This window comes from Rhodobacter capsulatus SB 1003, assembly GCF_000021865.1.
Classification (GTDB): Bacteria; Pseudomonadota; Alphaproteobacteria; order Rhodobacterales; family Rhodobacteraceae; genus Rhodobacter; species Rhodobacter capsulatus_B.
On record NC_014034.1, the window covers coordinates 2,779,693 to 2,805,263 of the forward strand.

Genomic DNA, 25,571 nt, shown 5'->3' on the forward strand with positions numbered 1-25,571 from the left:
GACCCCGCGGGCCTTGGCCGAAGCCGGGGTCTCAGTGCCGGGCGGCGTGGTCGCGGCAGAAGGGGGTGGCGGGCAGAAGATCCAGCCGCTCCTCGGCGATCGGCTCGCCGCAGCTGACGCAATAGCCATATTCGCCGTCGTCCATCCGGGCCAGCGCCGCCTCGATCATCCGCAATTCGGCCCGCGCCGCATCGCCCAGATCCTGCAACACCTCGTCCCCTTCACGCTCGGTCGCCATCTCGGCCCAGTCCTTGGCCTCATGCGTCTCGAACTCGTCCGAGATCTGCGCGATCCGCGCCGTCAGCGCCACCTTGCGGGACAAAAGCTCCGCCCGCCGGAGATCAAGGGATTTCATCGCATCCTCCTGTCCTGCCCGATCGAAACGCAAAACCCGGAAAAACGCCTTGATTCAGGTCAATCGACAGGCCCGGAGACCCGGTTCAGAAGCTGGAGCCGATCTTCAGCGGCGGCAGATCGCCCGCCGGATCCTCGCCGCCGAACCCGTCCAGCGTCAGCCCCATCGGCGGCAGATCGTTGCCGCTGTCGAAACCGCCGAGGCCCCCCAGACCGCCCAGACCGCCCAGATCGCTGCCGCCCTCCAGACCGCCAAGGCCGCCCAGACCGCCGCCACTGCCGGGCAGCGGATCATAGGCCGGGGAATCGATCCGGTCGAGCGGCGCGCGCGGCCCGCTGGGCGCCGATTTCCCGGCAAAGGGGCTTGGCCCCGCCTCGAAGGGCGGCGGCACGACGCGGCGCACCTTCGGTTCGGGCGGCGCCATCAGCTCTTCTTCCTCGTGTTCGATCAGCCGCACCGCGCGCAGGCCGCGATGCTGCCCCAGCCGCGCGGCAGAAAGCTTGCGCCGCCCCACCCCCTCGACCGTCAGATTTTCCAAAGCGTCCGAGGGAATCGGAATGTCCATCCCGGCGCGCAGCCGCATCACCGCCGCCAAGGGCAGCGTCACCCGATGCAGCACCGCATCAAGCTGCGCCGAAGCGCCCATGACCGAATTTTCCAGCCGATGCGCCCATTCCGCGGCCTCGCGGTCGGGGCTGATCGGCCCTTCGTCGGCAAGCCCCGGCAGACGGCGCAGCGAATGGCCGCGCCCGTTCACCGGCACCGCCCAGATCAGCTTGCCCTTGCGTTCGAAGCCGACACCAAAGCCGATTTCCAGCTGCCAGAGCCGGTAGCCCATGTCTTCAAGCAACAGGCCAAGCGGGCGCGGATCATCCAGATAGGAGGCGTAACGGAACCCCCCCGCCCAAATGACGGCCTCGGTCTCGACCAGGCTTTCCTCGATCATCGCCAGCGTGGTGTCCAGAAAATCGACCACCATCGAGGCGTCGATCCGCGTCGGCTTGCGCGGCGGCGGCGGGCCCTTGCCCAGATTGCCGGTCGTCTGCACCTCGATCAGCACCGAAAGCGTCTCGGGCGGCAGGGCGATGATGCCCATGCTTTCCTCGGGCCCCTCGATGATGGCGATCAGCGAAAACGGATCGATCGCCTCGGGCAGATCGGCCAGCGTCCGGCGCCCCTCGCTCACCTGCAGGACCTGCGCAGGCAGCTGGAACATGTCCTGCGCCACCTTCGAGACCGCCTGCACGATCGCCCGTTCGGCCGTGACCGGAGAGCCGTCCGCCGCGGGCCTGCCCGCCTCGGCCTTGCGCCGCATCACTGTCTGAAGCCGTTCTTCCGTCATCCCGTCCCGCCGTTTCCCTGTGCGTCGACGGATAAGGAATCGCAGATCAAGGTTTACAAAAGGTTGAGATCGGCGCCGGAACTTTACACTTTTTCGCGGTCTTTCCCGGGGCTTGCCCCGCCGCCCGCGGTCGGGCCCGCGCCCTGCCGCCGCAGCGGCAGCGTCACGCGGAAGGCCGCGCCGCCCTGCCCCGGCAGATAGTCGATCGAGCCGCCAAGATTGGCCATGATCTCGCGGCAGATCGCAAGGCCCAGCCCCGCGCCGCCCGCCTTCGAGGTGTCGGTCAGCCGCGAGAATTTCTCGAAGATCAGCCCCTGCGCGGCCTTGGGAATCCCCGCGCCATTGTCGCAAAAGTCGATCTGCACCAGCTTGCCGCGCTTTTTCACCTCGATGCGCAGCACGGCGCGTTCGGCGCCGCAATATTTGCGCGCATTCGAAATCAGGTTGATGAAGACCTGCACCAGCCGGTCGGTATCGGTGAAGACCGGCATGTGTTCGGAGGGAAAATCGCGGTCATAGCGGAAATCGCGCTCGGGCCGGGTGGACGACGCCGCCTGCACCGCGCGGTCGATCAGGTCATGCAGGTTCGCCACCGAGATGTTCAGCTGCACCTTGCGGTTTTCCAGCACCGCAAGATCCAGAAGATCGTCCAGCAGACGGGTCAGGCGGCGGGCCTCTTCGTGAATGATTTCCGCATATTGCGCCCGCAGCGGCTCGGGCAGCTCGGGCTCCATCAGGATTTCGGAAAAGGCCCGGATCGAGGTCATCGGCGTGCGCAATTCGTGGCTGATCTGGCCAAGGAACGCATCCTTTTGCACCGAAAGCGCGGTCAGCTTCGCATTCGCTTCCGAGAGCGCGCGGGCGGTGCGGGCCAGTTCCGCCGATTTCGCCTCGAGCTGGGCGGAATATTCCTTGATCTCGGCCGCTTCGTTCGCCACCGCGAGCAGATCCTGCACCGAGACCGCCGCGCCGCCGGTCAGCTGCGAAATCATCGCATGCGCCGTCGCCGCGCCGACCGAACCGGCCAGTTGCCGTTCCAGCGCGGCCAGAAAATCCGGCGTCGGATCGGGCAGGAAACCGCGCTTGCCCTGCGCCGCCGCCTGCGCCTGAAAGAACAGCTGCGCCTCCTCGGCGCCCAGAATGCGCTGCGCCATCGACAGAAGATCCTCGGCCTCGGCCTGGGTGCGCGACCAGCCGCGCGCGCCCGGCCGCCCCTCGAAGACATTGACAAAGGCGACGCCCTGCAGCCGCTCCACCGGGCCGGGGAAGGACAGGATCGAAAACACCAGGAAAGCCAGGGTGTTGAACAGAAGGCTCCAGAGCAGCGCATGAAGCAGCGGATCCAGTCCCCGAATGCCGAAAAGCGCCTGCGGCCGCAGCCAGGTCAGGCCAAAGGGCCCCTCGGCCATCAGCTGCGCCGAAATCAGCCCGCTTTCGCCCACCGAGGGTAGGAAAAGCGCATAAAGCCAGATCGCAAAGCCGATCAGAAGTCCGATCGCCGCGCCCAGATGCGTCGCCCCGCGCCAGTAGATGCCGCCCAGAAGCGCGGGCAGCACCTGCGCCGCGCCGACAAAGGCGATCAGCCCGATCTCGGCCAGCGCCTCGGTCCCGCCCGAGAGCTTGTAATAGCCGTAGCCCATCGCCAGCACGAGCCCGATCGAGAGGCGGCGCGACATCAGCACAAGGCCGCGGACATCGCCGCGCTCGGCCGGTTCGTCGCGGTAGATCGCCAGCCACAAAGGCGTGACGACATGGTTCGACACCATGGTGGAAAGCGCGATGGCGGCGACGATCACCATCGAAGTGGCCGAGGAAAACCCGCCCAGAAAAGCCAAAAGCGCCAGCGTGCCGCGCCCCTCGGAGAGCGGCAGGGTCAGCACGAAAAGGTCGGGGTTCGTCCCGGCGCCCGGATGGCCGAGCCCGACGACGGCGATCGGCACGACAAACAGGCTCATCAGCATCAGATAGGCCGGAAAGGCCCAGCTGGCGGTGCCCAGATGGCGCTCGTCGGTGTTTTCGACGACCAGCACCTGAAACATCCGCGGCAGCGTCAGCACCGCGGCGGCCGAAACGAAGGTGAGGCCCGCAAAGCGGCCGGGCTTCAGGCTCCACTCGGCGATATCCGAGGCGTCGATCCGGGCAAGAATGTCGGAAATCCCCCCCGCGACGCCCCAGACGACCCAGATGCCCACGGCCAGAAGCGCCACCAGTTTCACGATCGCTTCCAGCGCGATGGCGGTGACGACGCCGTGGTGACGCTCGTTCGCGTCCAGATTGCGGGTGCCGAACAGGATGGTGAAAAGCGCCAGCCCCCCCGCGATCCAGAGCGCCGTCGCCGATTGGTCGGGCAGCGCCCAGGAGCCGGGCGTCTGCGCCGCAAAGACGCCAAAGGACAGCGTGACCGATTGCAGCTGCAGCGCGATATAGGGCGTGGCCGAGGCCACCGACATCAGCGTGACGATCACCCCCAGAAGGTTCGACTTGCCGTACCGGTTTGAAATCAGATCGGCAATCGAGGTGACGCGCTGGGTCCGGCCGATCCGCACCAGCTTGCGCAAGACCCACCACCAGCCGACGAAGATCAGCGTCGGGCCCAGGTAGATGGTCAGGAATTCCAGCCCCGAACGCGCCGCATAGCCCACCGCGCCGTAAAAGGTCCAGGCGGTGCAATAGATCGAGAGCGAGAGCGTGTAGACCCAGGGGCTGTGCAGGAAGCGCAACCGGCCCCGGGCGGCGCGGCGCTCGGCGACGAAGGCGATCAGGAACAGCACCAGCACATAGACCAGCGAAACGCCGACCAGCACGTCAAAGGGCATGGCTCAGCCCTCGCCGGTTTCGGGGCGGCTGCCCTCGGCCTCTTCCTCGGCGTCAAGCGCCGGGGCAAGACCACGCGCCAGCGCGGCGGCGGCCAGGATCAGCCCGACCCAGACCGCAAAAAGATAGATCATGCCGCGCGCGGTATCGGGCACCGGCGTCTCGCCCGGATGCCAGAGCATCGGCAGCAGGATCAGCACCAGCCCGACCAGCGGCAAAAGCCGGGCCGCATCCATCATCCGGCGGCGCCGATAGGAGCGCCGGGCCAGAAAAAGCGGCGTGCCGGACCCCGGCATCAGCCCGCCTTGCCCGATCCTGACAAGGCCGGGCCCGCCAAAGCCGGGTCTGCCAGAACCGGGGCGGCGATCGCTTCAAGCGCGGCCAGCACATCGGCATTGGCGAAGGGCTTGGCCAGAAAGGCCGAAGCGCCCGCGGCGGCGGCGGCCTCGCGGTCGCGGACCTGCCCGCGCGCGGTCAGCATCAGCACCGGCGTGCGGCCCAGATCGGCATCGGCGCGCAGCTCGGCCAGAATTTCCAGCCCCGAACAGCCCGGCAGCATCAGATCCAGAATGACCGCCGTCGGCCGCAGCGTCGCGATCCGGGCCAGAGCCGCGGCGCCCGAGGCCTCGACGGTCACATTCCAGCCCGCCCGCGTCAGGATGAACCGGATCGCCTCGGCGATGTTCGGCTCGTCCTCGACCAGCAGCACTTGCTTTTCGGCCATGATCGTCCTCCTCCCCCGGGCCAATCTATCCACGCTTGGCCCCGCGCTGTCAAACCGCCGTCAGCGCGCCGCGATCAGCGAGGGCTCGCGCCGGCCGGCGCAGGCCAGCCGCGGGCAGACCCGGCAGGAGGTGCCGACCGGCCGGGCGGTCTCGAGGCGGCTGGTGGCGGGGGTGACCAGCATCATCGCCTCCATCAGCACCGGGGCGTCGAAACTGGCCGCGGCGCCCTCGGGCGGGCGGGGGGCGGCGAAGGCCCAGGACTGGAAGCGCTGCGGCAACCGCCCGGCCATGTCGAGCGTCAGCCGCAAGGGCTGCATCGGCCGCGAGAGCGCCTCGTAAAGCGGCCAGAGCGGGCAGCCCGCGGCCGAGCGCGGCAGGGCAAAACCGGGCAGCGGGCGGCGCAGGGTCAGCGTGCCCGAGCCGTCGCAGACGACAAGGCCAAGCGGCGGCAGGTTCGCCGCGCCCTCGGGCAGGGTGGCCAGACGGCGGAAGACCGCGGCCATCGGCGCGCCGAACCGCGCCGCCAGCCGCGCCGGGTCCAGCCCGGTCTCGCTCAGCGCGGCCAGAAACGGCTTGAGCGGCAGGATGCGGCTGTCGGCCAGCGCACGGGTCAGATAGGAAAGCGCCAGATCGCGCGCCGCCGAGGCGGCGAGTTCCGGGGCCTGGGCGATCAGCTCGGCCGGGTCGGGCGGATCGGGACGCTCGAAATCGGGCAGATGCCAGCCGCGCGCCGAAAGCCAGGCTTCGAGCTGGTCGAGCGGCGCGGCCAGCCCCGAATCCGTCGCCTCGATACTGTCAAGATAGGCCACCAGCCCCTCGGCCGCCGCGCTCAGCCGCAGGCTTTCCGAGGCGATCGAGGACAGGAACCGCGCCTGCCATTCCGGTTCGATATCCGGGGTTTCGACCAGAATCGCCGCGCCCGAGCGCAGCGAGGTCACCGCCGAAAGCACCTCGTGCAATTCGTCAAGCAGATAAGGATCCTGCCCCATCCGTTCGGAATAGGTCTCCACCACCCGCTCCAGCGCCGCGAGGCGGGACTGGCGGGCGGCCAGAACCTTCGCCCAGCCGGGAAAGCGGCCGACGAATTCCTCGATCCGTTCCAGCTCGGAGGGGTCGATCAGCGCGCCGACGGCATCGCCCGTGCCCGTCCCCGCGCCACCGGCCACCCCGGCCGCAGCCTCGCGCAGGGCTTCGAAAAGCGCGCTTTCGGCGCCTTCGGACAGCGCCACCGGCGCGACGCCCAGCGCCTTGGCAAAAGTGTCGAGCAGCGGCTCGGAAACCCGGCGCCGGTTGTGTTCGATCAGGTTGAGATAGGCGGCCGAAATGCCGACCGCGCGGGCCAGATCGGCCTGCCGCAGTTTCAGCGTCAGCCGCCGTTCCCGTATCCGCGTCCCCGTCAGGGCAGACCGTGCCATCGCTTCCCCGCTTGCCGACCGGCCCCAAGGGGCCCGTCACGCCGTCACTTGCCGGAACTTACCGGCAAGCTTCGGAAATACAAAGCGATTCAACACGCCCCGGCCGGTTGCGCCGGGTTTTCGCGGCCGATGCCACGCGACACTGGGGGCCACGCGACACTGGGGGCCACGCGACACCCGGGGCCACGCGATACCGGGGCGCCAGGGCGCGGCAGGGCCCCGCCCAGCGATCAGCAGGGGTTTTGCACCGTCACGCTCGAGAGCGTCGACAGGTCGGACACGCCGCCTTCGCATTTTTCGGGCGCTTGCGTGCAGCCCGCAAGGGCGGCAAGCGCCACAGCGGCAACAAGGGCAAGCGACGCCTTGCGGGTGGATGTGCAGGTCATGTGCGGCCTCCTCCAGAACGCGGTCGCCGCGGGTTGGCCCGGGCGATGTGAACTACATGGTTCACAGCATGCGCCGCCGCCCCGATCCCTGTCAAGCGGCCTGAAGATTCAGTCGAAACTGCGGAACCGCGCGCCATAGGTGACGGCTTTCTGCGAACACAGATCCATCGCATATTGCAGCCAGACCGAGGCTTTCTGCCCGGAGCCCTGCTTGTCGACCGAGAGTTTCGAACGCCCCTGCGCGATCGCCGGGCCCATGTCGGCGTCGATGTCGCGCAGCCGCTTGACCCAGAACTGCGCCGCCTCCTCGAAATAGCTGCCCGGCGGCGCGCCGCTGGACACGATCGACTGCGCCACGGTCAGGCAATAGCCCGCCTCGACATCCTGGTTGGGGGTGTTGAACAGATGTCCCGAGGGCGCGGCGAACTGGCTTTTCCAGACCCCCCAGAACAGGCCCGCGACCAGCAGCAAAAGCGCGGGCCCGCCCCCCCAGACCAGAAGCGGGGACAGCTGCTCCTCCGGGTTGACGCGCGGTTTCGATTTCTTGCTGGCAGTCGTGGGCATGGCATCCTCCGCCCCCAGAATGGCGCAGAATGGTTGAGAATCTGCCAACGGCGCACAGGAATGCGGGGGCGGTCACCCGCCCCCGGCCCGCTCAGTCCAGCGTGTCGAGCACCGATTTCAAGGTGCCGATCAGCTCGTCGATCTGCGCTTTCGAGATGATCAGCGGCGGGCTCATCGCGATGATGTCGCCGGTGGTGCGGATCAGGATGCCTTTTTCATAAGCCTTCAGGAAGGCGCTGAAGGCGCGTTTCGTCGGCTCGCCCGCGATCGGCTCCAGCTCGACGGCGCCGATCAGCCCCTCGTTGCGGATGTCGATGACGTGACGGGTGCCGCGCAGGCTGTGCAGCGCCTCCTGCCAATAGGGGGCCAGCTCGGCGCAGCGCTCGAAGAGCCCCTCTTCCTTGTAGGTTTCCAGCGTCGCGATGCCCGCGGCGGCGGCGATCGGGTTGCCCGAATAGGTGTAGCCGTGGAAGAGCTCGATCATGTGCTCGGGCCCCTGCATGAAGGCATCGTGCACGGCCGCGGTGGTCAGCACCGCCCCCATCGGAATCACGCCGTTCGTCAGGCCCTTGGCCGTGGTCATCATGTCGGGCTGCACGCCGTAATGCTGCGCCGCAAAAGCCGAGCCCAGACGCCCGAAGCCGGTGATCACCTCGTCGAAGATCAGCAGGATGCCGTGCTTTTTCGTGATCTCGCGCAGGCGCTGCAGATAGCCCTTGGGCGGCAGCAGAACCCCGGTCGAGCCCGCCATCGGCTCGACGATCACCGCCGCGATCGTCTCGGCGCCATGCAGCGTGACGATGCGTTCCAGCTCGTCGGCCAGGTTCGCCCCATGTTCGGGCTGGCCCTTGGAAAAGGCGTTCTGCGCCGGAAGATGGGTATGCGGCAGGTGATCGACGCCGGTCAGCAGGCTGCCGAACATCTTGCGGTTGGTGACGATGCCGCCGACCGAGATGCCGCCGAAGTTCACCCCGTGATAGCCGCGCTCGCGGCCGATCAGCCGGGTCCGGGCGCCCTCGCCGCGGGCGCGGTGATAGGCGATGGCAAGCTTCAGCGCGGTCTCGACCGATTCCGACCCCGAGTTGGTGTAGAACACATGTTCCATCCCCTCGGGCGCGATCTCGATGATGCGGTTGGCCAGTTCGAAGGCCGCCGGATGGCCCATCTGGAAGGCGGGCGCGTAATCGAGTTCCGCCGCCTGTTTCGCGATCGCCTCGCTGATGCGCGGACGGCAATGGCCCGCGTTGCAGCACCAAAGCCCCGCCGTGCCATCCAGCACCTGACGGCCATCGGCGGTGGTATAATGCATGTCCTTGGCGCCCACGAACATCCGGGGCGCTTTCTTGAACTGCCGGTTCGCCGTGAACGGCATCCAGAAGGCGTTGAGATCATTGGGCGTCTTGCGGTCGAGCGCCATGGAAGTCTCCCTGAAGGGCCCGGCTTGGGCCAAATTTTGCGCCCGGATCTCGGGCCGGGTCGTTTGACCGAACGGTCAGCATCAGGCTAACATCGGCGCGGGCGGCGTCAAGCTTCCCGCGCCTGATGAAAGGACCCGACCGCATGCCCTCCGATCCGATGTCCGCCGAACCGATGCCGCTCGAGCCCGCCGCGCGTCCGCTCACCCGCATCCAGAAGCGCAACATCGAGGCGATCCTTGAGGCGGCGCTGGAGGTGTTTTCGGCGCAGGGCTTCCGCGGCGCGACGCTGGATCAGATCGCCACCGCGGCGGGGCTGTCGAAGCCGAACCTGCTTTATTACTTCCCCTCCAAGGAGGCGATCCATCTGGAGCTGCTCAGCTCGCTGCTCGATGACTGGCTGGCGCCGCTGCGCGAGATGCGCGCGACCGGCGAGCCGCGCGACGAGATTATGCGCTACATGCGCCGCAAGCTGGAGATGAGCCGGCAGATGCCGCGCGAAAGCCGGCTTTTTGCCAATGAAATCCTGCAGGGCGCGCCGCGGATGGGGGGCACGCTGGCGGTCGATCTGAAGGCGCTCGTCGATGAAAAGGCGGAGATCATCCGGGGCTGGGCCGCGGCGGGCAAGATCGCCCCGGTCGATCCGCATCACCTGCTGTTCTCGATCTGGGCGCTGACGCAGCATTACGCCGATTTCGACGTGCAGGTCCGCGCCGTGCTCGGCCCCGGTCACGATCCCTTTGCCGAGGCGGAGCCCTTCCTCGACACGCTCTTCGAGCGGCTGCTGCGGCCCTGACCCCGATCGCGGCGTTAACCCTTTGGCGAAATGACGGGTTTTGGTAACTCTTGGGTAACTTGCCGGGCGCATCCTTGTCGACAGGGGTAAAACCGCGAGGAGAGTGGGGAAATGGACCGCATATCGGGGCTGATGCCCCAAGTCGGATGGTCACCTTTGCTGAGCATGGTGCCACCAAAGAAAGCGCCGGCGACGACTGTCGAACCGGCAAACACGTCGTCCGGCACGAATTCCGGCATGGGGGCCGAGGTCGGCACCCAGGCGCAACCCGAGCGGAGCGCGCAATTGCAGGCGCGCAACCGCGACGTGGCGGTCGAGACCGCCGTTCTGGCGCAAAGCCGCGCCGAAGCGGTGCCCGACCCGGATGCGCCGACCGGCCCGCCGCCGACCTTCGACGTCACGCCGCTCGAAGCCAAGGCCGCCGCGCTGATGGCGGTGCCGCCACAGGAGGAGGCGCCCGCCGCGGCCAGTACCGCGCCGCGGGAGCCCGCGCAACCGCCCGCGGAGCCCGCCGTTTCGGCCGAGCCGCAGGCGCCCGCCCCGGCCGAGGCCGCGCCGCGCGCCGAGACCGCGCCGGAGCCCGCGCCGCAACCTGTGCCGCAGCCCACGCCGGACTGGCAAGCCACTTCCGAGACGGCAGAACCGAGTCTCGACGTCGTGCGCTGAACACGGCCGGGCTTGCGTCCCGGCCCTGCGCATCCTTCGCACGCCCGCGCCGCGCGGGCGGTGTTGCGGATCTTCGGCCGCACCGATGCCTTGCCGCCGTCCCTCCGGGTCGCGCGGCCGATGGCACAGGTGCGGCCCGTTTTCATCGCGAAATCCGCCCGCCCGGGACCCTCCGGAGCCTTTCCCCTGCGTCATCCGTTCACGCTTTCCTCGCCCGCGCGCCTCGCGTATAAGCGGGGCACATGAACGCGCCCCATCGATGCCCCGGGGCCCCTGAAGAGTCTTCCGAGGACCGCATGACCAAACAATCGCATGAAAACGACGTCGCCTTCATTCAGGCGCTGGCGGAGTTGCTGAACAAGAACGACCTGACCGAAATCGCGGTCGTGCGGGAATATGGCGAAGACGACAGTCTTGAAGTGCGCGTGGTGAAACAGGCGACCGTCGTTGCCGCGCCCGCCCCGGTCTATGCCGCCCCGGCGCTGGCAGCCCCCGTCGCGGCCGCGCCCGCCGCTGCCGCCGCCCCTGCCGCCGCGGCCGACGCCGATCCGGCGAACCACCCGGGCGCCGTCACCTCGCCGATGGTCGGCACCGCCTATCTGGCCCCCGAGCCGGGCGCCTCGGCCTTCGTCAAGGTCGGCGACACGGTCAAGGAAGGCCAGACGCTGCTGATCGTCGAGGCGATGAAGACGATGAACCACATTCCGGCGCCGAAATCGGGCACGGTGAAGCGCATTCTCGTCGACGACGGCTCGCCGGTCGAATACGGCGCGCCCCTGATGATCGTCGAGTGAGGTCGCAATGTTCGACAAGATCCTGATCGCCAACCGGGGCGAGATCGCGCTGCGCGTGATCCGTGCCTGCCGCGAGATGGGGATCGCCTCGGTGGCGGTGCATTCCACCGCTGACGCCGACGCCATGCATGTGCGCATGGCCGATGAAAGCGTCTGCATCGGGCCGAACCCCTCTTCGGAAAGCTACCTTTCCATTCCCGCGATCGTCGCCGCCTGCGAAATCACCGGCGCGCAGGCGATCCACCCGGGCTATGGCTTCCTGTCGGAAAACGCCACCTTCGTGCAGGTGCTCGAAGATCACGGCATCACCTTCATCGGCCCGAAGGCGGAACATATCCGCATCATGGGCGACAAGATCACCGCCAAGGACACGGCGAAAAAGCTGGGAATTCCGGTGGTTCCGGGCTCTGACGGCGGTGTGCCCGACTTCGAGGCGGCGAAGAAGGCCGCCGCCGAGATGGGCTATCCCGTCATCATCAAGGCCACCGCGGGCGGCGGCGGGCGCGGCATGAAAGTGGCGCAATCGGAGGCGGAACTCGAAATCGCCTTCCGCACCGCGCGCAGCGAGGCCAAGGCCGCCTTCGGCAATGACGAGGTCTATATGGAGAAATATCTCCAAAGGCCGCGTCACATCGAGGTGCAGATCTTCGGCGACGGCCGCGGCCGCGCCGTGCATCTGGGCGAGCGCGATTGCAGCTTGCAGCGCCGCCACCAGAAGGTGTTCGAAGAGGCCCCCGGCCCCTGCATCACCCCCGAACAGCGCGCCCGCATCGGCGGCATCTGCGCCAAGGCGATGGGCGAGCTGGGCTATTCCGGCGCGGGCACGATCGAATTCCTCTATGAAGACGGCGAATTCTACTTCATCGAGATGAACACCCGCCTGCAGGTGGAACATCCGGTGACCGAGGGCATCTTCGGCGTCGATCTCGTCCGCGAACAGATCCGCGTCGCGGCGGGCGAAGAAATAGAATTCACGCAGGAAAACCTGCAGATCCGCGGCCATGCGATCGAGGTGCGGATCAATGCCGAACGGCTGCCGAACTTCGCCCCCTGCCCCGGCAAGATCACGCAATACCACGCCCCCGGCGGGCTGGGGGTGCGGATCGATTCGGCGCTTTATGACGGCTACAAGATCCCGCCCTATTACGACAGCCTGATCGGCAAGCTGATCGTGCACGGCCGCGACCGCAACGAGGCGCTGGCCCGGCTGAACCGCGCCTTGGGCGAGCTGATCGTCGATGGCGTCGACACCACGATCCCGCTGTTCCGGCAATTGCTGGAAGAGCCCGACATCCTGAAGGGCGATTACTCGATCCACTGGCTCGAGAAATGGCTGGCCAAGACCTACGGCTGACGAAAGCGCCCCCGCAAGGGGGCGTTTTCAGCTCTTCGGCCGCAGCACGCAGGTGGCGCGGCGCTTGCCGGTGGGGCGGAAGTAATCCGCGACAAAACGCCGCTTGTTCGGCCGCACGTCGGACCAATCCACCCAGTCGGTCCGGTAGCCCAGCACATCCGCCATCGCCTCGAGCGCGCCAAGGCTCGGAATGCCGATCAGCGCCTTTTCCTGCCCCGCGACCTGCGCCAGCGCGTTCAGATCCTTGCTGGGATCCTCGCGCACCAGATCGATGACCTGCCCCGGCCGCTGCGAGAATTCGCTGTCGAGCAGCACCAGCCGCGGCTGGAACCGCGTCACCAGCTGCAGCAGCCGGAAATGGTCCATGATGTGGTAAAAGATGCCCAGCACGCCGATCACGTCATAGCGCGCGCCCGCGGCCAGATCGGCCTCCATGCCGTCGAAAATGTCGCCGCAGCGCAGCGTGACCCGGGCGGCGGCTTCGTCTTGCGGAAATTCGGCGAAGCGCTCGATCAGATGCGGTCGGCCCTCGATCCCCACCACCTCGGCCGCCCCCGCCGCGGCAAAGGCATAGGACCAGCGCCCGTCATGCGCCGCCAGATCCAGAACCCGCGCCCCCGCCAGATCGGCGGCAATCGGCGCGATCAGCTTGCGATGGCGCTGATTGAGCCGCCCGATCGCGTAATCATCGCTTTCATACCGCGCGACCGATCGCAAAAAATCGAAAAATCCCATGGCATTGCCGCGCTTTCGTGTCAAACTCGGGAAAGTCTATGGATCGGGGTGATGGTTGGCAACAATGACGGCAGGGCTTAGTCCGGAATTACTGCTTTCGGCCTATGCGCAGGGCATTTTCCCGATGGCAAGCGCCAGAGACGCGGCGGATCTGCATTGGTTCGAACCGCGGCTGCGCGGCGTGGTTCCCTTGCAGAATTTCCACATCTCGCGGTCCCTTGCCCGGGTCATCACCCGCGAGACTTATCAAATTCGAACAAACACCGCGTTTCGGGCCGTGGTCGAAGGCTGCGCCGACCGGCCCGAGACCTGGATCAACGCGGCGCTGTTCCGCCTCTATGACGCCCTGCATGAGCTCGGCGCCGCCCATGCGGTCGAGGTCTGGCAGGGCCCGGATCTGGTGGGGGGGATCTTCGGGGTGACGCTGGGGGGGGCGTTCTTTGGCGAAAGCATGTTCTCGCGCGCGCCGAATGCGTCGAAAGTGGCGATGGCCTATACGGTCGACCGGCTGATCCGCGGCGGTTTCAGCCTCTTCGACACGCAATATCTGACGCCGCATCTGCAAAGTCTGGGCGGGGTCGAGATCCCCCGGATCGAATATCGCAGGCGCCTGCGGGTGGCGCTGGGGCAGAGCGCGGACTTCACCGCCCCGCCAGCCGCAACGGCTCAGTCGATCTTGCAGCGCAGAACCCAGACGTCGTAGCGCTGATGATCCAGCGCCGAAAGCGCCGGGTTCTGCGCGATCATCCAGCCGCGAAACACCTCGCGGCCGATCGCGGTATCGGTGATTTCCAGAAAGGCATAGGCGTTCGAGGCCGGGTCATCGGCCGGATAGCGGCAATCGGTCAGCCGCACCGAAAGCGAGCCATAGTCAAGGCTTTGCCCGACCGACAGCGGCAGGTCGGTCGCCGCCCCGGCGATCTTGTCGAGCCCGCGCAGGGTGGCGCCGGGGGCCTCGGCCAGGCCCTCGGGGGCCTCCTGCGCGCCCGCGGCCCCGGCCGTCAGCAGAACCGCGACCAGCGCCGCGCGAATCATGGCGCCGCCCCCTCGGGGGCTTTCTCGCCATCCTTGGCACCGGCGAATTTCATCATCAGACCCAACGCCGAGACCGCGCCCTGGGTATCGACGATCTCTTCGCCCGGGCCCAGATTGACCGGGCTGCCGCCGGGCAGGATCTCGACGAAGGCGCCGCCCAGAAGCCCCTCGGTCGCGATCAGGATCTGGCTGTCATCGGGAATGTCGACGCCCGGTTTCATCGCCACCGTGGTATCGGCAAAAAACGTCTGCGGGTTCAAAGCGATATCGGTGACCGAGCCGACCTTGACCCCGGCCATCCGCACATCGGTGCCGACGGTGATCCCCTCGACCGAGCGGAACGAGGCTTTCAGCGGATAGCCGCTAGCCGCGGTGCCGAAGCTGTGCCCCTGCCCCGCCCACAGAAAAAATCCGACCGCGACGGCCAGAACGGCCGCCCCGGTAAGCACTTCGACGCGATTTTCACTCATGATTTCCAGCCGGTTGCACGGAAGGACGGGGGATGCGGGCGCGGTTACTCCGGCTGCCAGGCATCGTAATCGCTGCGGGCCGCGGGCTCGGCCCGACGCAGCGAGCCCGGCGGCACGAAAGCGGTGGCCAGGCCGGTCTGATTCTGCTGATGCGGCAGTTCCCAGGGCTTGTGATCCAGCGGCGCCCGGGTCGGCGGCTCGTTCCAGGTGAAATGGATCCAGCCGTGCCAATCGGGGGGGATGCGGCTGGCCTGCACTTCGCCGTTGTAGATCACCCAGCGCCGTTTGCCATCCTTGCTTTGGTAGTAGCAATTGCCCTCGGCATCCTCGCCGACCTTCACCCCGTGACGCGCGGTGAAGATCTGGGTGCCGAGAGTCTGGCTGTTCCACCACGTCAGCAGGCGCAGCAGGAATTTCATATCTCACCTCCGCATCTTTGGCCCCGTTATAGCGGCAGGGCCACCAAGGTCCAGTGTTTTGCGGACCCGTTCAGCACAAAGGGCGGGTTTCCCCGCCCCTTCCGTTTCACGACGACCGGGGCTCAGCCAGCGGTCTTCGGTTCCTTTTTGCCCGAGGTCTCGGCGTAGATCAGCAAGGGCTTGGCGCCATTGGCCATTTCCACCGCCTCGTCATTCACCACCACCTCGCGCACGCCTTCCATGCCCGGCAGTTCGAACATCGTGTCAAGCAGGATGTCCTCCATGATCGAGCGCAGGCCGCGCGCGCCGGTCTTGCGCTTGATCGCGCGGGCGGCAATCGCCTTCATCGCATCGGGGGTGAAGGTCAGCTTCACGCCCTCGATCTCGAATAGCCGCTGGTATTGCTTGACCAGGGCGTTCTTCGGCTCGGTCAGGATCGTCACCAGCGCGGCTTCGTCCAGATCTTCCAGCGTCGCGATCACCGGCAGACGGCCGACGAATTCCGGGATCAGACCGAATTTCAGCAGATCTTCCGGCTCGAGTTCCTTGAACAGCTCGCCCGCGCCCCGCGATTCCGGGTCCTTCACATCGGCGCCAAAGCCGATCGCCGAACCCTTGCCGCGCTGCGCGATGATTCGATCCAGCCCCGCAAAGGCGCCGCCACAGATGAACAGGATGTTCGTCGTGTCCACCTGCAGGAATTCCTGCTGCGGATGCTTGCGCCCGCCCTGCGGCGGAACGCTGGCCACGGTGCCTTCCATGATCTTCAAAAGCGCCTGCTGCACCCCCTCGCCCGAGACATCGCGGGTGATCGAGGGGTTGTCCGACTTGCGGGTGATCTTGTCGACTTCGTCGATGTAGACGATGCCGCGCTGCGCCCGTTCGACGTTATATTCGCTGGCCTGCAGAAGCTTCAGGATGATGTTTTCGACATCCTCGCCGACGTAACCGGCCTCGGTCAGCGTCGTCGCATCGGCCATGGTGAAGGGCACGTCCAGAATCCGCGCCAGCGTCTGGGCCAAGAGCGTCTTGCCGCAGCCGGTCGGACCGATCAGCAGGATGTTCGACTTCGCCAGTTCCACATCCTGTTTCGAGCCGTGGTTCAGACGCTTGTAATGGTTGTGCACCGCAACCGAGAGCACGCGCTTGGCATGCATCTGCCCGATCACGTAATCATCCAGCACCTTGCAGATGTCGCGCGGCGTCGGCACGCCATCCGTCGCCTTGAGACCGGTGGTCTTGGTCTCCTCGCGGATGATGTCCATGCACAACTCGACGCATTCATCACAGATGAACACGGTCGGACCCGCGATCAGCTTGCGCACCTCGTGCTGGCTCTTGCCGCAGAACGAACAGTAGAGGGTGTTCTTGCTGTCGGAGCCGGAATTGTTCGCCATCGTCATCCTCGAATGGCCCGACCCGGGCCTTTGGGGGCTGTCCTGGGCCGAAGTCTAGGACAGCACCACGTTCTTCTCAATCGCAAATTCCCCGCTCCGGTTAAGAGCGGTCATCGATTTGTCATTTTCCGCCGTCGAGGCTCGGCCGCGCCGAAAGAATCTCGTCGAGATGGCCCCATTCCAGCGCCTCCTCGGGCGACATGAAGCGGTCGCGTTCCAGCGCCTCGGCCACTTCCTCGAGCGAACGGCCGGTGTGGCGGACGTAGATCTCGTAAAGCCGCTGCCGGATCTTCTCGGTCTCGCGGGCGTGGATCATGATGTCCGTCGCCTGACCTTGGAACCCGCCCGAGGGCTGGTGCACCATGATGCGCGAATTCGGCAGCGAGAAGCGCATGCCCTTTTCGCCCGCACAGGCGATCACCGAGCCCATCGAGGCCGCCTGCCCGATCACCAGCGTCGAAACCTTCGGCCGGATGTATTGCATGGTGTCGTAGATCGCGAGGCCCGAGGTGACGACACCGCCGGGGCTGTTGATATACATGGAAATTTCCTTCGAGGGATTCTCGGCCTCGAGGAACAGCAGCTGGGCGCAGATCAGGCTCGACATGCCGTCATGGAACGGCCCGGCCAGAAAGATGATCCGCTCCTTGAGCAGACGGGAATAGATGTCATAGGCCCGCTCGCCGCGCGAGGTCTGCTCGACCACCATCGGCACCAGCGTATTCATGTAAAGGTCGACCGGGTCTTTCATTCGCTGCCTTTCCTCGTGATGTCCGCCAAGCCTTAGCGCGCGTCTCTTACCCAAGTCTTAGTGTCGCGCGGCCCCCCCTGCAAGGGCAGCGACTTAAAAGAGAGGAGTTGGAATGATTCTTGGCGATTAATCGGGCGGAAAGAGTTGCGCGCTAGGCTGTGCGACAAATGTTCTCGGGGGAACCGTCCCCGCAACCGGAGCCAGCCCATGAAATCCAGCGCAGCGATGCTTGTTCTCGCGCTTCTCGCCCTGCCCGCGCAGGCCGAGGATATTTCACCGCAAGTCAAGGAAATCGTGGAAAAAGAGCTGCGCGCCTGGGCCGCGGATCCGGCCCTTGTCGCGGCGGTGATCGCCGCGAACGAAGCCCATGCCGCGCTGAGCCAGCCGCAGATCGAGTCGCTCGACGCCGCCTGGCGGACCGAACTTGAAACCAGCACCCGTCCGACCATCGATCCGATCCTCGCCGCGCCGGAATCGCAGGCGCTCAAGGCGAAGATCGAGGCTGGCGGCGGCCGCTTCACCGAGGCTTTCGTCACCGACAGCCACGGGCTGAACGTCGCCCAGGCCGGTCCGACCTCGGACTACTGGCAGGGCGACGAGGCGAAATTCCTCGAAACCTTCCCGAAGGGCGCCGAGGCCATCCATGTCGGCGAGGTGGAATTCGACGAATCCTCGCAAAGCTACTCGGTGCAGGCCTCCTTCACCGTGATCGACCCCGCCAGCAAAGCCCCGATCGGGGCGATGACGGTGGGTCTCAATGCCGAAATGATCCAGTAATCCGGGGTCCGAGATGAGCGCCAAGACGTCCGCTTCCGTCAGCTTCTTCCATTCGAGTTTCTTCCGCGCCACCCTTCTCGTCGCCGCCTCGGTGCTGGCGGTCGTGGTCTCGATGACGCTTTACAACGTGCACACGACCACCGAGCTGGCGCTGAAACAGCTGCAGCAACAGGCCCAGGGCGCCAGCGGCATCATCGCCAAGCAGCTGGTCGGGCCGATGCGCTTTTCGGACAAGCTGCAGCTGGGCAAGGCGCTGCAGGACGTCGTGGACGATCCCTCGAACCCCGCCGACATGATGATGGCGGTGAACGAAAAGGGCGAAGCGCTGGCCACCTATGCGGCCGAGGGCGCCGACACGGCCGAGCTGACGGCGATGGCGCAGACGCTTGCCGGACAGAAATCCGTCGTCACCTCGGAAGACGGGCTGACCATCGCCACCCCGGTCACCGGCGCGACCAGCGGCACCGTCCTTGGCTATGTGCTGTCGCACTGGTCCGAGGAACAGACCGATGCCGCGATCGCCTCGGCCACCCGCACCAGCCTGATCGTCTCGGGCCTGATCCTGATCGCGGCGATGCTGCTCACCAGCTTCTTCTTCCGCGCGATGATCTCGCTGCGGCTGGGCCGGATCAACACCGCGATGTCGGCGATCGCCGACGGTGCCCTGGCCACCGAGGTGCCCTATACCGGGACCAAGGACGAAATCGGCCATATCGCGAAATCCCTTGAAGCCTTCCGGCAATCGCTGGAGCAGGCCGAAGCCACGAACCGCGTCGCGCTGATGCGGGGCACGGCGCTCGCCTCGGCCTCGACCGCGATCATGCTGACCGACACCGCGCATGTCATCACCTGGGCGAACGAGGCGATGGTGAAGCTGATGCGGGTGCATGCCGCGGCGATCCGGGCGCGCAATCCGGATTTCGACCCGGACAACATGATCGGCTATCGCGCCGACCGCATCGTCGAGGGCGGCACCGAGATCGCGGGCGAGATGGACGCCGGGAGCCGGGCCTCGCTCCGCATCGAGCAGGATCTGGCCTCGGGAACCCTGGTGGTGGAAGCGAACCCGGTGATGACGCCGGATGGCACCAAGATCGGCCATGTCGCCGAATGGCATGACATCACCGAGGCGCGGCGCAATATCGCGATCACCGAGGCGATCGATGCGACGCAGCTGCGGGTGGAATTCACCCCGGATGGCCGGATGAGCGCGGCGAACGTGGCGATGTGCGTGATCTCGCAGCGCGACGAGTCGCAGCTGATCGGCATGGATTTCTCGCGGCTGGTGCGGGTGGCCGCGACCGGGGAAATGGCGTTCGAGGCGATTGCGCGCGGCGAAAACGTGATCGGGCGGCTTCTCCTGTCGATCGACGGCCAGGAATTGCTGCTCAACGGCGCGATGACGCCGGTGCGCGACCGCAAGGGCACGATCCGGCGCGTCGTCGCCATCGGCACCGACATGTCGGAGATCGAATCCCGCGAGGCGCACGCCCGGATCGAGCGCGAACGCGCCGCCGCCGAACAGCGTCAGGTGGTCGACCAGCTGCGCGACGCGCTGCGGCATCTGGCCGAGGGCGATCTGACGCAGGCGATCCGCGAGCCCTTCCCGGGCGATTACGAGACGCTGCGGGTCGATTACAACGACGCCACGGCGAAGCTGCGCGAAGCGATGGCGATGGTGCTGGAAAACTCGAGCCTGATCCGCACCGAATCGGGCAGCATCTCGCGCGCGGCCGAGGATCTCTCGCGCCGGACCGAGCAACAGGCCGCGACGCTCGAGGAAACCGCCGCGGCGCTGAACGAGCTGACCGCCTCGGTGAAATCGGCGGCCGATCGCACCTTGAAGGCCAATGACATGGTGGCTCTCGCCCGGCGCAACACCGAATCGAGCGGCCAGGTCGTGCGCGAGGCCGTGCAGGCGATGGGCGAGATTTCCGAAAGCTCGAACAAGATTTCGCGCATCACCTCGGTGATCGAGGAAATCTCCTTCCAGACCAACCTTCTTGCGCTGAACGCGGGGGTGGAAGCCGCCCGTGCGGGCGAAGCCGGGCGCGGCTTTGCCGTCGTCGCCTCGGAAGTGCGGGCGCTGGCGCAACGGTCCTCGGAAGCCGCGCGCGAAATCGCCGGTCTGATCTCGGATTCGGCCGGTCAGGTGAAACGCGGCGTGGAACTGGTCGGACAGGCGGGCAGCGCGCTGGACGGCATCCAAGGCTCTGTCGCCGAAATCGTCACCTTCATGTCGGACATCACCGCCTCGACCACCGAGCAATCGGCCGGCCTGAGCGAGGTCAACACCGCGATCCTGCAACTGGATCAGGTCACCCAGCACAATGCCGCGATGTTCGAGGAAACCTCGGCCGCCAGCCAGTCCCTGGCCCGCGAGGCGGACGGGCTGAACGACACGATGAGCCGGTTCCGCCTTGGCACGCAGCAGGGCACGGGGGCTGCCGCAAGCAACTTCCGGTCGACCCGCCCGGTGGCAGCGCCGGTCGCGCCCGCCCCCGCCGCCGAGCCGAAGGCGCCCACGCCGATCCGTGCGGCCACCCCGGCCCCGGCTCCGGCTCCGGCCCCGGCTCCGGCGCCGCGCGCCAGTGCCCGGGCCTCGAATCTGGCGGTCAAACAGGCGCCTGCCGAGGACAACTGGGAAGATTTCTGATCCGGCTCAACTGCCGCGATAGGTCGAATAGCCGTAAGGCGACAGCAGCAGGGGCACATGGTAATGTGCCCCTGCGTCATTCATCCCGAAGCGGATCGGAATTTCGTCCAGAAACAGCGGCTCTGCCGCGCCCTGTCCGTTCCGGCGCAGATAGGCGCCGACGTGGAAGACCAGTTCGTAACAGCCGGTCGCAAAATCCGCCGCCGCCAGGATCGGCGCATCGGTCCGGCCATCGGCATTGGTGCGGCTTCGGGCCAGCGGATGGCGCCCCGCGGCGTCGATGCGGTTCAGCTCGATCTCGATGCCCTCCGCCGGGCAGCCCCGCGCGGTATCGAGCACATGGGTCGTCAGATATCCGGCCATAGCCCCCCTCTTCCGCCGTGCCCCCGCTCGCCGCGATGTCGCACGGCGAGATGCGAAACGGATGATTTCCTTTTCGAAAAAAACCTGAAACTCTCTGTCATGCAATCCCCCTGCAGCCGGACCGGAGGCTAAGATGACCCGATATCCCAGAGACATGCGCGGCTATGGCGGCTCTCCGCCCGATGCGCGCTGGCCCGGGAAAGCCCGGATCGCGATTTCTCTGGTGCTGAACTACGAAGAGGGCGGCGAGAACTGCATCCTGCATGGCGATGCCGCCTCGGAAGCCTTCTTGTCCGACATCGCGGGGGCCGCCCAATGGCCCGGCCAGCGCCACTGGAACATGGAATCGATCTATGAATACGGCGCCCGCGCCGGGTTCTGGCGGCTGCATCGGCTGTTCACCGGGATGGCGCTGCCGGTCACCATCTATGGCGTCGCCACCGCGCTGGCCCGCAGCCCCGAACAGGTCGCGGCGATGAAGGCGGCGGGCTGGGAAATCGCCAGCCACGGGCTGAAATGGGTCGAGCACCGCGACATGCCCGAAGAGGAGGAACGCCGCCAGATCGCCGAGGCGATCCGGCTGCATGCCGAAGTCGTGGGCGAACGCCCCCGCGGCTGGTATACCGGGCGCTGTTCGGCCAATACCGTGCGCCTGACCGCGGAAGAAGGCGGTTTCGACTGGATTTCAGACACTTACGACGACGACCTGCCGTATTGGCGGCGCTTCGGAAGCCACGAGCAGCTGATCATCCCCTACACGCTCGAAGCCAATGACATGCGCTTCGCCACCGCGCCGGGCTATATCGAGGGCGAGCAGTTCTTCACCTATCTGAAGGACAGCTTCGACACGCTTTACGCCGAGGGCACGGCCGGGACGGCAAAGATGTTTTCGATCGGCCTGCATTGCCGCCTGATCGGGCGGCCGGGCAAGATCGCGGGGCTCAAGCGCTTTCTGGACTATGCCCGCAGCCATGAGGGGGTCTGGTTTGCCACCCGCGGCCAGATCGCGGCGCATTGGGCCGCCACGCATCCGCCGCAAGACTTTGACCGGCCAAGCGAAATGACGCGAAGCGACTTCGTGGCCGCGTTTGGCGCGATTTACGAACACAGCCCCTGGATCGCCGAAAAGGCCCATGCGCTGGAGCTTGGCCCCGCGCATGACTGCGCCGAGGGCATCGCCAGCGCGCTGGCGCGGGTGTTCCGTTCGGCCCCGGAAACGCAGCGGCTGCGCGTGCTCAAGGCCCATCCCGATCTGGCCGGAAAACTTGCCCGGGCGCGGCGGCTGACGGCGGAAAGCACCGCCGAACAGGCCTCGGCCGGGCTCGATGCGCTGACCGATGCCGAACGGGTGGCATTTGAGGAGCTCAACCACGATTACACCGAAAAATTCGGCTTCCCCTTCATCATCGCGGTGAAGGATCACACGAAACCGGCGATCCTTGCGGCCTTCCGCCGCCGGATCGCCAACGACCGCGCCACCGAATTCGCCGAGGCCTGCCATCAGGTCGAACGCATCGCCTGGCACCGACTGAAGGACCTGCTGCCATGACCGGCTATTACACCCCCACCGGCGGCCTGCCGCCGCAAACCGCGCTGATGACCGGCCGCGCGATCTTTACCGAGGCCTATGCGGTGATCCCGAAAGGCTGCTTTTCCGACATCGTGACCAGCTTCCTGCCGGGCTGGACGAAGACGCGGATGTGGCTGATCGCGCGACCGATGAGCGGCTTTTCGGAAACCTTCAGCCAATATGTGATGGAGGTCGGGGCCGATGGCGGGGCCGACCTGCCCGATGCCGACCCCGGCGCGGAACATGTGCTTTTCGTCACCGACGGCGCGATGTGGCTCTCGCTTGATGGCCAGGACCACGAGCTGGCTTCGGGCGGATATGCTTACATTCCCGCGGGCTGCAGCTGGTCGGTCAAGAACGGCGCCGATGATCCGCTGCGTTTCCACTGGATCCGCAAGCTTTGGGAACCGGCGCCGGGGCTGGAAAAACCCGCCGCCTTCGTGACGAACGAGCGCGAGATCAAGCCCGTCGCGATGCCCGAGACCCAGGGCCGCTGGGCCACCACCCGCTTCGTCGATCCGACCGATCTGCGCCATGACATGCATGTCAACATCGTCACCTTCCAGCCCGGCGGGCTGATCCCCTTCGAGGAGACGCATGTGATGGAGCACGGGCTTTATGTCCTTGAAGGCAAAGCGGTTTACAAGCTGAACCGGGATTGGGTCGAGGTCGAGGCGGGCGATTTCATGTGGCTGCGCGCCTATTGTCCGCAGGCCTGCTATGCCGCCGGGCCGGGGCCGTTCCGCTATCTGCTTTACAAGGATGTCAACCGCCACGCCCGTCTGCGCGGCGTGCTTGGCCGCTAAAGGATCAGGAAAGCCCGGAAATCGTTGACATTCGTCAGCGTCGGTCCGGGCTTCACCTGGGTTCCCAGCGCGGCGAAGAAGCGATGCGCATCATGCCCGGCCAGCGCCGCCGCGGGGTCAAGCCCCCGCGCGCGGGCCTTGGCCAGACTGTCCGGGCCAATCACCGCCCCCGCCACCTCGGCCGCGCCATCGACGCCGTCGGTATCGGCCGCCAGCGCCCAGATCCCCGGCGCGGCATCCAGCGTGCGCAGCGCCGATAGCAGAAATTCAACATTCGGCCCGCCCAGACCGGGGTTTTCCCGCAGGGAAACTGTACATTCCCCACCCGAGAGCAAAACCAGCGGCGCCCCCCCCGGGCGACGGGCGCTGGCATAGGTCCGCGCCATCCGCGCCAGTTTCGCCCCCAGATCCGCGGCTTCGCCGGTCAGCGCATCGCCTTGCACCCGCACCGCGCAGCCCTCTGCCCGGGCCAGGGCCGCCGCCGCCGCGAGCGATTGCGCGGGGGCGGCGACGATGACGGTCTCGCAGCGCGACAGCGCAAAGGCGCCCGGGGCCAGCACGCCCGAGCCCGCACGCAGCCGCGCCAGCACCTTCGGCGGCACCTCGATGCGATGATCTTGCAGGATTTTCAGCGCCTCGGCCGGGGTGGTGCCATCCCCCACCGTCGGCCCGGAGGCGATGAAGCTCGGGTCATCTCCCGCCACGTCGGAAATCAGCAGCGCCCGCATCTGCGCCGGAAAAGCCGCCGCCGCCAGCTGCCCGCCCTTGACCGCGCTCAGATGCTTGCGCACCGTGTTGATCTGCTCGATCGGCGCCCCCGAGGCCAGCAGCGCCGCGGTCACCGCCTGTTTCTCGGCCAGCGCCAGCCCTTCGGCCGGGGCGCAAAGCAGCGCCGAACCCCCGCCCGAAATCAGCGCCAGCACGAAATCCCCGGGCGCCAGGCCGCGCAGCAGATCCAGCATCCGCCGGGTCGCCGCAACCCCCGCCGCATCGGGCACAGGATGCGAGGCCTCTATGATTTCAATGCCTTGGCACGGCCGTGCATGGCCATACCGGGTGATCACCAGCCCCTCGCAGGGGCCCCAGAGGCTCTCGACCGCCTCCGCCATCCGCGCCGAGGCCTTGCCCGCGCCGATCACCACCACCCTTCCGGGCGGGCGCGGGCCCAGCACCCGCGGCAGAACCTGCATCGGGTCCGCCGCCGCCACGGCCGTTTCGAAAAGCCTGTGCAACAAGTCCGTCGGGGTCAGGAAAGCCACGTTTCATAATCCGAGACCAGCAGATGAAGCGGGTCCTCGTCCTCTTCGATATCCGCGAAACGACCGATCGGATCGCGGAAGATGTTGTCGGTGCGGTCGTCATTGACCGTGGAAACCTCGCCGATCAGTACATCTCCCCCCTCGCCCCAGAAGGCGTGCCAGTTGCCCGGCATCAGGGTCACGCTTTCCCCGGGCGCAAGCCGCAGGATACCGCCCGCAGGCAGGCATTTCGTCACCCCGTCCGAGGCGACAACGACGGGCGCCCCGGGGTCAAGCGCCCCCGCGGCATCCGAACTGAACATCTCGACCGCCAGCGTCGCGCCACCGCGATTGATGATATCTTCCGCCTTGACGATATGGCGGTGCAGGGGCGAGAGCTGATTTTCCCGCGAAATCATGATCTTCTCGGCGTAGCACAGGCCCCCGCCCCGGGCGAGATCCGCGGCCCGGCCATTGCGGGCGGTGAACAGGAACAACCCCATCCGGGCGAAATCGCCCTGACCGTAATCGGTGATGTCCCAGCCCAGACGGGCCGAGACGATGCCGTCGATCTCGGCGCGTCGCGCCTGCATCTCGCGCGGGGACCAATGGGCGAAGGGGGGCAGGATCTGGCCGAAGCCGCGCAGGAAGGCCTCGGACTGGCGCAAGATGGTGTTGATCTCGGATCGCTTCATGGCCGCACCTCTGCCCCGAGGGTTGCGCAACAC

The 25,571-nt window shown here is 66.8% G+C and carries 27 protein-coding genes; 9 read left to right on the forward strand and 18 right to left on the reverse strand.

Going from position 1 to position 25,571, the window contains the following annotated elements; genetic code table 11:
- Positions 1 to 31 precede the first annotated feature (31 nt).
- The 9 genes from RCAP_RS12830 to RCAP_RS12865 all read right to left on the reverse strand — a co-directional run bounded on the left by RCAP_RS12830 (position 32) and on the right by RCAP_RS12865 (position 9,018).
- Positions 32 to 355, reverse strand: a complete 324-nt coding sequence (locus RCAP_RS12830) for a TraR/DksA family transcriptional regulator (protein ID WP_013068299.1) — start codon at positions 353 to 355, stop codon at positions 32 to 34.
- Positions 356 to 440: 85 nt separating this feature from the next.
- Complete coding sequence (locus RCAP_RS12835) at positions 441 to 1,697, reverse strand: FliM/FliN family flagellar motor switch protein (protein ID WP_013068300.1); 1,257 nt, start codon at positions 1,695 to 1,697, stop codon at positions 441 to 443.
- Between the two features lie 83 nt (positions 1,698 to 1,780).
- Complete coding sequence (locus RCAP_RS12840; protein WP_013068301.1) at positions 1,781 to 4,513, reverse strand: sensor histidine kinase; 2,733 nt, start codon at positions 4,511 to 4,513, stop codon at positions 1,781 to 1,783.
- 3 nt (positions 4,514 to 4,516) lie between these two features.
- Positions 4,517 to 4,807 carry a hypothetical protein gene (locus tag RCAP_RS12845; protein ID WP_013068302.1) on the reverse strand — a complete coding sequence of 97 codons (291 nt, stop codon included), beginning with the start codon at positions 4,805 to 4,807 and terminating at the stop codon, positions 4,517 to 4,519.
- Positions 4,807 to 5,235 carry a response regulator gene (locus tag RCAP_RS12850; RefSeq protein WP_013068303.1) on the reverse strand — a complete coding sequence of 143 codons (429 nt, stop codon included), beginning with the start codon at positions 5,233 to 5,235 and terminating at the stop codon, positions 4,807 to 4,809. Before RCAP_RS12850 ends, RCAP_RS12845 begins: the two co-directional genes overlap by 1 nt.
- A 60-nt stretch (positions 5,236 to 5,295) precedes the next feature.
- Entirely contained in the window at positions 5,296 to 6,651 is a 1,356-nt protein-coding gene (locus RCAP_RS12855) for a helix-turn-helix transcriptional regulator (RefSeq protein WP_013068304.1), read from the reverse strand.
- A gap of 230 nt (positions 6,652 to 6,881) precedes the next feature.
- On the reverse strand, positions 6,882 to 7,037 hold the full coding sequence (locus tag RCAP_RS19655) for a hypothetical protein (RefSeq protein WP_013068305.1): 156 nt from the start codon (positions 7,035 to 7,037) through the stop codon (positions 6,882 to 6,884).
- A gap of 108 nt (positions 7,038 to 7,145) precedes the next feature.
- Entirely contained in the window at positions 7,146 to 7,601 is a 456-nt protein-coding gene (locus RCAP_RS12860) for a hypothetical protein (RefSeq protein WP_013068306.1), read from the reverse strand.
- A 91-nt stretch (positions 7,602 to 7,692) separates the two neighbouring features.
- Positions 7,693 to 9,018: an aspartate aminotransferase family protein gene (locus RCAP_RS12865; RefSeq protein WP_013068307.1), complete on the reverse strand. Its 1,326-nt coding sequence runs from the start codon at positions 9,016 to 9,018 to the stop codon at positions 7,693 to 7,695.
- Between the two features lie 143 nt (positions 9,019 to 9,161).
- Between RCAP_RS12865 and RCAP_RS12870 the strand changes: the two genes are divergently transcribed.
- From RCAP_RS12870 to accC, 4 genes are all read left to right on the forward strand, one after another.
- Positions 9,162 to 9,812 carry a TetR family transcriptional regulator C-terminal domain-containing protein gene (locus RCAP_RS12870; protein ID WP_013068308.1) on the forward strand — a complete coding sequence of 217 codons (651 nt, stop codon included), beginning with the start codon at positions 9,162 to 9,164 and terminating at the stop codon, positions 9,810 to 9,812.
- Between the two features lie 111 nt (positions 9,813 to 9,923).
- The gene (locus RCAP_RS12875) at positions 9,924 to 10,478 is read left to right on the forward strand and encodes a hypothetical protein (RefSeq protein WP_131618316.1); all 555 of its coding nucleotides are present in this window, start codon (positions 9,924 to 9,926) and stop codon (positions 10,476 to 10,478) included.
- A gap of 296 nt (positions 10,479 to 10,774) precedes the next feature.
- Positions 10,775 to 11,272 carry an acetyl-CoA carboxylase biotin carboxyl carrier protein gene (gene accB, locus RCAP_RS12880; RefSeq protein WP_013068310.1) on the forward strand — a complete coding sequence of 166 codons (498 nt, stop codon included), beginning with the start codon at positions 10,775 to 10,777 and terminating at the stop codon, positions 11,270 to 11,272.
- A 7-nt stretch (positions 11,273 to 11,279) separates the two neighbouring features.
- Positions 11,280 to 12,626 (forward strand): acetyl-CoA carboxylase biotin carboxylase subunit, encoded by a 1,347-nt coding sequence (accC, locus tag RCAP_RS12885; RefSeq protein ID WP_013068311.1) that lies wholly within the window; start codon positions 11,280 to 11,282, stop codon positions 12,624 to 12,626.
- Between the two features lie 27 nt (positions 12,627 to 12,653).
- On the opposite strand, the gene RCAP_RS12890 is transcribed toward accC, so the two are convergent.
- Complete coding sequence (locus RCAP_RS12890; RefSeq protein WP_013068312.1) at positions 12,654 to 13,361, reverse strand: methyltransferase domain-containing protein; 708 nt, start codon at positions 13,359 to 13,361, stop codon at positions 12,654 to 12,656.
- 64 nt (positions 13,362 to 13,425) lie between these two features.
- Between RCAP_RS12890 and aat the strand changes: the two genes are divergently transcribed.
- Entirely contained in the window at positions 13,426 to 14,064 is a 639-nt protein-coding gene (gene aat / locus RCAP_RS12895; RefSeq protein ID WP_013068313.1) for a leucyl/phenylalanyl-tRNA--protein transferase, read from the forward strand.
- Here the strand turns inward: aat and RCAP_RS12900 are convergent.
- The 5 genes from RCAP_RS12900 to RCAP_RS12920 all read right to left on the reverse strand — a co-directional run bounded on the left by RCAP_RS12900 (position 14,028) and on the right by RCAP_RS12920 (position 17,433).
- Positions 14,028 to 14,396: a DUF2155 domain-containing protein gene (locus tag RCAP_RS12900; RefSeq protein WP_013068314.1), complete on the reverse strand. Its 369-nt coding sequence runs from the start codon at positions 14,394 to 14,396 to the stop codon at positions 14,028 to 14,030. The two genes, aat and RCAP_RS12900, sit on opposite strands and share 37 nt — an antisense overlap.
- Positions 14,393 to 14,866 (reverse strand): outer membrane lipid asymmetry maintenance protein MlaD, encoded by a 474-nt coding sequence (gene mlaD, locus RCAP_RS12905; RefSeq protein WP_013068315.1) that lies wholly within the window; start codon positions 14,864 to 14,866, stop codon positions 14,393 to 14,395. The genes RCAP_RS12900 and mlaD overlap by 4 nt, the downstream gene beginning before the upstream one ends.
- Positions 14,867 to 14,910: 44 nt before the next feature.
- Positions 14,911 to 15,285, reverse strand: coding sequence for an NADH:ubiquinone oxidoreductase subunit NDUFA12 (locus tag RCAP_RS12910; RefSeq protein ID WP_013068316.1), 375 nt, complete (start codon positions 15,283 to 15,285; stop codon positions 14,911 to 14,913).
- Positions 15,286 to 15,407: 122 nt separating this feature from the next.
- Positions 15,408 to 16,682 (reverse strand): ATP-dependent Clp protease ATP-binding subunit ClpX, encoded by a 1,275-nt coding sequence (clpX, locus tag RCAP_RS12915; RefSeq protein WP_013068317.1) that lies wholly within the window; start codon positions 16,680 to 16,682, stop codon positions 15,408 to 15,410.
- Between the two features lie 121 nt (positions 16,683 to 16,803).
- Positions 16,804 to 17,433: an ATP-dependent Clp protease proteolytic subunit gene (locus tag RCAP_RS12920; RefSeq protein WP_013068318.1), complete on the reverse strand. Its 630-nt coding sequence runs from the start codon at positions 17,431 to 17,433 to the stop codon at positions 16,804 to 16,806.
- Positions 17,434 to 17,640: 207 nt separating this feature from the next.
- On the opposite strand from RCAP_RS12920, the gene RCAP_RS12925 reads away from it, so the two are divergent.
- Positions 17,641 to 18,210 (forward strand): hypothetical protein, encoded by a 570-nt coding sequence (locus RCAP_RS12925; RefSeq protein WP_013068319.1) that lies wholly within the window; start codon positions 17,641 to 17,643, stop codon positions 18,208 to 18,210.
- Between the two features lie 13 nt (positions 18,211 to 18,223).
- The gene (locus tag RCAP_RS18605) at positions 18,224 to 20,866 is read left to right on the forward strand and encodes a methyl-accepting chemotaxis protein (protein WP_013068320.1); all 2,643 of its coding nucleotides are present in this window, start codon (positions 18,224 to 18,226) and stop codon (positions 20,864 to 20,866) included.
- A 6-nt stretch (positions 20,867 to 20,872) separates the two neighbouring features.
- On the opposite strand, the gene uraH is transcribed toward RCAP_RS18605, so the two are convergent.
- The gene (gene uraH, locus RCAP_RS12935; protein ID WP_013068321.1) at positions 20,873 to 21,229 is read right to left on the reverse strand and encodes a hydroxyisourate hydrolase; all 357 of its coding nucleotides are present in this window, start codon (positions 21,227 to 21,229) and stop codon (positions 20,873 to 20,875) included.
- Between the two features lie 133 nt (positions 21,230 to 21,362).
- On the opposite strand from uraH, the gene puuE reads away from it, so the two are divergent.
- Positions 21,363 to 22,778, forward strand: coding sequence for an allantoinase PuuE (gene puuE / locus RCAP_RS12940; RefSeq protein WP_013068322.1), 1,416 nt, complete (start codon positions 21,363 to 21,365; stop codon positions 22,776 to 22,778).
- A complete protein-coding gene (locus RCAP_RS12945) occupies positions 22,775 to 23,605 on the forward strand; it encodes a bifunctional allantoicase/(S)-ureidoglycine aminohydrolase (RefSeq protein WP_013068323.1) in 831 nt (276 codons plus the stop codon). Before puuE ends, RCAP_RS12945 begins: the two co-directional genes overlap by 4 nt.
- Here the strand turns inward: RCAP_RS12945 and RCAP_RS12950 are convergent.
- Both RCAP_RS12950 and RCAP_RS12955 read right to left on the reverse strand, forming a co-directional pair.
- Positions 23,602 to 24,864 (reverse strand): glycerate kinase type-2 family protein, encoded by a 1,263-nt coding sequence (locus tag RCAP_RS12950; protein WP_013068324.1) that lies wholly within the window; start codon positions 24,862 to 24,864, stop codon positions 23,602 to 23,604. The genes RCAP_RS12945 and RCAP_RS12950 overlap by 4 nt on opposite strands.
- Positions 24,852 to 25,538 (reverse strand): D-lyxose/D-mannose family sugar isomerase, encoded by a 687-nt coding sequence (locus tag RCAP_RS12955; RefSeq protein ID WP_013068325.1) that lies wholly within the window; start codon positions 25,536 to 25,538, stop codon positions 24,852 to 24,854. The genes RCAP_RS12950 and RCAP_RS12955 overlap by 13 nt, the downstream gene beginning before the upstream one ends.
- Positions 25,539 to 25,571 lie beyond the last annotated feature (33 nt).

Bases quoted from the DNA above. Each gene is read 5' to 3' on its own strand.
- mlaD (WP_013068315.1), bottom strand. From the start codon at position 14,866: ATGAGTGAAAATCGCGTCGAAGTGCTTACCGGGGCGGCCGTTCTGGCC.
- RCAP_RS12910 (WP_013068316.1), bottom strand. From the start codon at position 15,285: ATGAAATTCCTGCTGCGCCTGCTGACGTGGTGGAACAGCCAGACTCTC.
- aat (WP_013068313.1), top strand. From the start codon at position 13,426: ATGACGGCAGGGCTTAGTCCGGAATTACTGCTTTCGGCCTATGCGCAG.
- RCAP_RS12860 (WP_013068306.1), bottom strand. From the start codon at position 7,601: ATGCCCACGACTGCCAGCAAGAAATCGAAACCGCGCGTCAACCCGGAG.
- RCAP_RS12945 (WP_013068323.1), top strand. From the start codon at position 22,775: ATGACCGGCTATTACACCCCCACCGGCGGCCTGCCGCCGCAAACCGCG.
- RCAP_RS12845 (WP_013068302.1), bottom strand. From the start codon at position 4,807: ATGCCGGGGTCCGGCACGCCGCTTTTTCTGGCCCGGCGCTCCTATCGG.
- RCAP_RS12900 (WP_013068314.1), bottom strand. From the start codon at position 14,396: ATGATTCGCGCGGCGCTGGTCGCGGTTCTGCTGACGGCCGGGGCCGCG.
- RCAP_RS12925 (WP_013068319.1), top strand. From the start codon at position 17,641: ATGAAATCCAGCGCAGCGATGCTTGTTCTCGCGCTTCTCGCCCTGCCC.
- accC (WP_013068311.1), top strand. From the start codon at position 11,280: ATGTTCGACAAGATCCTGATCGCCAACCGGGGCGAGATCGCGCTGCGC.
- RCAP_RS12890 (WP_013068312.1), bottom strand. From the start codon at position 13,361: ATGGGATTTTTCGATTTTTTGCGATCGGTCGCGCGGTATGAAAGCGAT.
- accB (WP_013068310.1), top strand. From the start codon at position 10,775: ATGACCAAACAATCGCATGAAAACGACGTCGCCTTCATTCAGGCGCTG.
- uraH (WP_013068321.1), bottom strand. From the start codon at position 21,229: ATGGCCGGATATCTGACGACCCATGTGCTCGATACCGCGCGGGGCTGC.
- RCAP_RS12875 (WP_131618316.1), top strand. From the start codon at position 9,924: ATGGACCGCATATCGGGGCTGATGCCCCAAGTCGGATGGTCACCTTTG.
- RCAP_RS12920 (WP_013068318.1), bottom strand. From the start codon at position 17,433: ATGAAAGACCCGGTCGACCTTTACATGAATACGCTGGTGCCGATGGTG.
- puuE (WP_013068322.1), top strand. From the start codon at position 21,363: ATGACCCGATATCCCAGAGACATGCGCGGCTATGGCGGCTCTCCGCCC.
- clpX (WP_013068317.1), bottom strand. From the start codon at position 16,682: ATGGCGAACAATTCCGGCTCCGACAGCAAGAACACCCTCTACTGTTCG.
- RCAP_RS12840 (WP_013068301.1), bottom strand. From the start codon at position 4,513: ATGCCCTTTGACGTGCTGGTCGGCGTTTCGCTGGTCTATGTGCTGGTG.
- RCAP_RS12855 (WP_013068304.1), bottom strand. From the start codon at position 6,651: ATGGCACGGTCTGCCCTGACGGGGACGCGGATACGGGAACGGCGGCTG.
- RCAP_RS12830 (WP_013068299.1), bottom strand. From the start codon at position 355: ATGAAATCCCTTGATCTCCGGCGGGCGGAGCTTTTGTCCCGCAAGGTG.
- RCAP_RS19655 (WP_013068305.1), bottom strand. From the start codon at position 7,037: ATGACCTGCACATCCACCCGCAAGGCGTCGCTTGCCCTTGTTGCCGCT.
- RCAP_RS18605 (WP_013068320.1), top strand. From the start codon at position 18,224: ATGAGCGCCAAGACGTCCGCTTCCGTCAGCTTCTTCCATTCGAGTTTC.
- RCAP_RS12850 (WP_013068303.1), bottom strand. From the start codon at position 5,235: ATGGCCGAAAAGCAAGTGCTGCTGGTCGAGGACGAGCCGAACATCGCC.
- RCAP_RS12865 (WP_013068307.1), bottom strand. From the start codon at position 9,018: ATGGCGCTCGACCGCAAGACGCCCAATGATCTCAACGCCTTCTGGATG.
- RCAP_RS12835 (WP_013068300.1), bottom strand. From the start codon at position 1,697: ATGACGGAAGAACGGCTTCAGACAGTGATGCGGCGCAAGGCCGAGGCG.
- RCAP_RS12870 (WP_013068308.1), top strand. From the start codon at position 9,162: ATGCCCTCCGATCCGATGTCCGCCGAACCGATGCCGCTCGAGCCCGCC.
- RCAP_RS12955 (WP_013068325.1), bottom strand. From the start codon at position 25,538: ATGAAGCGATCCGAGATCAACACCATCTTGCGCCAGTCCGAGGCCTTC.